The 3,525-nt window shown below is 48.7% G+C and carries 4 protein-coding genes, 1 tRNA gene and 1 pseudogene; 5 read left to right on the top strand and 1 reads right to left on the bottom strand.

Annotated features, from left to right (window positions below; all coding sequences use genetic code 11):
- Positions 1 to 41: 41 nt before the first annotated feature.
- Together K0778_RS25245 and dkgB are read left to right on the top strand one after the other, a co-directional pair.
- Positions 42 to 118 (top strand) — tRNA-Asp (locus K0778_RS25245).
- 161 nt (positions 119 to 279) lie between these two features.
- Entirely contained in the window at positions 280 to 1,083 is an 804-nt protein-coding gene (dkgB, locus tag K0778_RS25240; protein ID WP_000997010.1) for a 2,5-didehydrogluconate reductase DkgB, read from the top strand.
- Here the strand turns inward: dkgB and yafC are convergent.
- Positions 1,080 to 1,994: a DNA-binding transcriptional regulator YafC gene (gene yafC, locus K0778_RS25235; protein WP_000648572.1), complete on the bottom strand. Its 915-nt coding sequence runs from the start codon at positions 1,992 to 1,994 to the stop codon at positions 1,080 to 1,082. The two genes, dkgB and yafC, sit on opposite strands and share 4 nt — an antisense overlap.
- Before the next feature lie 240 nt (positions 1,995 to 2,234).
- Between yafC and K0778_RS25230 the strand changes: the two genes are divergently transcribed.
- From K0778_RS25230 to K0778_RS28050, 3 genes and pseudogenes are all read left to right on the top strand, one after another.
- Positions 2,235 to 3,035, top strand: a complete 801-nt coding sequence (locus K0778_RS25230) for an endonuclease/exonuclease/phosphatase family protein (RefSeq protein ID WP_001230983.1) — start codon at positions 2,235 to 2,237, stop codon at positions 3,033 to 3,035.
- A gap of 9 nt (positions 3,036 to 3,044) precedes the next feature.
- Positions 3,045 to 3,428: pseudogene (locus tag K0778_RS25225) on the top strand (class I SAM-dependent methyltransferase); the annotation flags it as partial.
- A 10-nt stretch (positions 3,429 to 3,438) separates the two neighbouring features.
- On the top strand, positions 3,439 to 3,525 hold an 87-nt coding region (locus K0778_RS28050; protein ID WP_227664762.1), incomplete at its 3' end, for a hypothetical protein.

Genomic DNA, 3,525 nt, shown 5'->3' with positions numbered 1-3,525 from the left:
GTAAGCCGGTCATAAAACCGGTGGTTGTAAAAGAATTCGGTGGAGCGGTAGTTCAGTCGGTTAGAATACCTGCCTGTCACGCAGGGGGTCGCGGGTTCGAGTCCCGTCCGTTCCGCCACTTATTAAGAAGCCTCGAGTTAACGCTCGAGGTTTTTTTCGTCTGTATATCTATTATTGCCAGAATCGCAAAAATCCTCTGCATTTTACGCTCTTTTTCCTCAACAGTCTGAAGCCCATAATCACCTCAGTTAACGAAAATAGCATTAAAAGAGGCATATTATGGCTATCCCTGCATTTGGTTTAGGTACTTTCCGTCTGAAAGACGACGTTGTTATTTCATCTGTGATAACGGCGCTTGAACTTGGTTATCGCGCAATTGATACCGCACAAATCTATGATAACGAAGCCGCAGTAGGTCAGGCGATTGCAGAAAGTGGCGTGCCACGTCATGAACTCTACATCACCACTAAAATCTGGATTGAAAATCTCAGCAAAGACAAATTGATCCCAAGTCTGAAAGAGAGCCTGCAAAAATTGCGTACCGATTATGTTGATCTGACGCTAATCCACTGGCCGTCACCAAACGATGAAGTCTCTGTTGAAGAGTTTATGCAGGCGCTGCTGGAAGCCAAAAAACAAGGGCTGACGCGTGAGATCGGTATTTCCAACTTCACGATCCCGTTGATGGAAAAAGCGATTGCTGCTGTTGGTGCTGAAAACATCGCTACTAACCAGATTGAACTCTCTCCTTATCTGCAAAACCGTAAAGTGGTTGCCTGGGCTAAACAGCACGGCATCCATATTACTTCCTATATGACGCTGGCGTATGGTAAGGCCCTGAAAGATGAGGTTATTGCTCGTATCGCAGCTAAACACAATGCGACTCCGGCACAAGTGATTCTGGCGTGGGCTATGGGGGAAGGTTACTCAGTAATTCCTTCTTCTACTAAACGTAAAAACCTGGAAAGTAATCTTAAGGCACAAAATTTACAGCTTGATGCCGAAGATAAAAAAGCGATCGCCGCACTGGATTGCAACGACCGCCTGGTTAGCCCGGAAGGTCTGGCTCCTGAATGGGATTAAGCCTCTCTGACAGCTCCTCCGGGAGCTGTTTTTACATGCTCGCTAAGGAAATCGATAAAAGCCCGGATGCGCGTACTTACCGCACGGTCGCTGTAATAGACGGCACTGAATGGCATTTCCACTGGCAACACTTTATCTGCCATTAACTCCACCAATTCTCCGCGAGCGATTTCTTTGTCGATCATGTAGTCGGACAAACACGCAATCCCGTTGCCACTCAGGCAAAGCTGTTTCAGTGTTTCCCCACTATTGGATGACAAACCGTACTTCACCTCATGTAATTGTCCATCGCTACGGGCTATCGGCCAGGTATTGAGGGAAGCGGGTTCAGTGAATCCCAGGCAAATATGTTGCTTTAAATCGTCGATCGTTTCTGGCTTCCCGTAGCGGGAAATATAATCGGGGGAGGCGATAATTTTTCGATAACTGTTAAATAACGGCCTGGCACGTAAGCTGGAATCCGTTAACGTACCAGCGCGTATCGCGACATCCACTTTTCTTTCGATCAAATTAATAATCGTTTCGGAGGAGACTAGCGACAAAGTGACTTCCGGATAGCGTTCACGGAAAGGCTTAATTAACGGCATCAGAAAGTGCAGCACCACTGGAGTTGCGGCATCGATCCGTAACAGTCCACGCGGTGTATTACGCGTCTCCATAATTTCTGATTCTGCCGCTGCCATCTCCTGCAAAATTGACTGTACGCGACGAAAATAACGCTCGCCTTCTTCCGTCAGGCTAAGTTGTCGCGTGGTCCGATTAAGCAGGCTAACGCCAAGTTTCATCTCCAGCTTTTTCACCGCCCGGCTTACCGCTGAGTTTGCTTGCCCTAATTGTTCCGCTGCCCGGCTAAAGCTGCCGCTTTCGACGACCGAAACAAAAATGGCGAGTTCTTCCGACGTGGCTTTCATTTTTGCTCCTGTTGCAAAATAGAAGAGATATTTTGAATTTATTTGTCATTAAACCATCAGGATGCGTGATATGTCATGCGATTTAATGTTCTCCATAATGAGCAAAATTCTGACCGGTGTAAGCACTTGCTTACATAACAATATACAATTGCTCGTTGAAAGAGTGAGCTAAAATCCCTATAACAGTAGAACCCTCCCGAGTGCGGAAGGGTTGACGTAATAGAGGTTTCAAAGTCAAAAGTGCGAAAAAACACCTATGCCATGCGCTATGTTGCCGGACAACCTGCGGAAAGGATCTTACCGCCGGGGTCTTTTGCGAGCATCGGCCAGGCATTACCACCTGGGGAACCGTTAAGTACCGAAGAGCGTATTCGGATCCTGGTGTGGAACATATACAAACAGCAACGCGCTGAATGGTTGTCGGTATTAAAGAACTACGGCAAAGATGCACATCTGGTGTTATTGCAGGAAGCGCAGACAACGCCAGAGTTAGTACAGTTTGCGACCGCTAACTATCTTGCCGCCGATCAGGTACCCGCTTTCGTGCTGCCACAACATCCTTCTGGCGTAATGACCCTTTCGGCGGCACATCCAGTGTATTGCTGCCCGTTACGTGAACGAGAACCCATTTTGCGTCTGGCGAAGTCGGCACTGGTGACGGTCTATCCATTACCTGACACCCGCCTGTTGATGGTGGTTAATATACACGCCGTCAACTTCAGTCTGGGCGTGGATGTCTATAGTAAGCAGTTACTTCCTATTGGCGATCAGATAGCTCACCACAGCGGCCCGGTCATTATGGCGGGAGATTTCAATGCCTGGAGCCGTAGAAGGATGAACGCGTTATATCGCTTTGCGCGGGAAATGTCGCTGCGCCAGGTGCGTTTTACCGATGATCAGCGCCGTCGGGCGTTTGGTCGCCCGCTCGATTTTGTTTTCTACCGTGGTCTGAACGTCAGTGAAGCTTCTGTACTGGTTACGCGCGCTTCCGATCACAATCCGCTACTCGTTGAATTCAGTCCCGGCAAGCCTGATAAATAAGGTATGTCAGGTCTGCCACAGGGCAGACCAACGTTTGGCGCTGCGCAAAACGTGAGCGCGGTGGTGGCGTATGACTTATCTGCCCACATGCTGGATGTCGTGGCACAAGCTGCCGAAGCCCGGCAACTGAAAAATATCACCACCCGCCAGGGATATGCCGAAAGTCTGCCATTTGCCGATAACGCATTTGATATTGTTATCAGCCGTTATTCTGCCCATCACTGGCATGATGTTGGTGCAGCACTGCGAGAAGTGAATAGGATATTGAAACCTGGCGGTAGGCTGATTGTGATGGACGTAATGTCTCCGGGTCACCCAGTGCGCGACATCTGGTTACAGACGGTAGAAGCATTACGCGATACCTCTCACGTGGCTTTGTTGAATAAATCGAACTTTTGCTGAGTTGAAGGATCAGATCACGCATCCTCCCGACAACACAGACCATTCCGTGGCAAAGCAAAAGTTCAGAATCACCAACTGGTCCACCTAC

Origin of the sequence: Escherichia sp. XD33 (assembly GCF_019375075.1) — a bacterium.
In the GTDB taxonomy this organism is placed as follows: domain Bacteria; phylum Pseudomonadota; class Gammaproteobacteria; order Enterobacterales; family Enterobacteriaceae; genus Enterobacter; species Enterobacter flexneri_A.
This window is presented reverse-complemented; position numbering and strand designations above follow the sequence as displayed.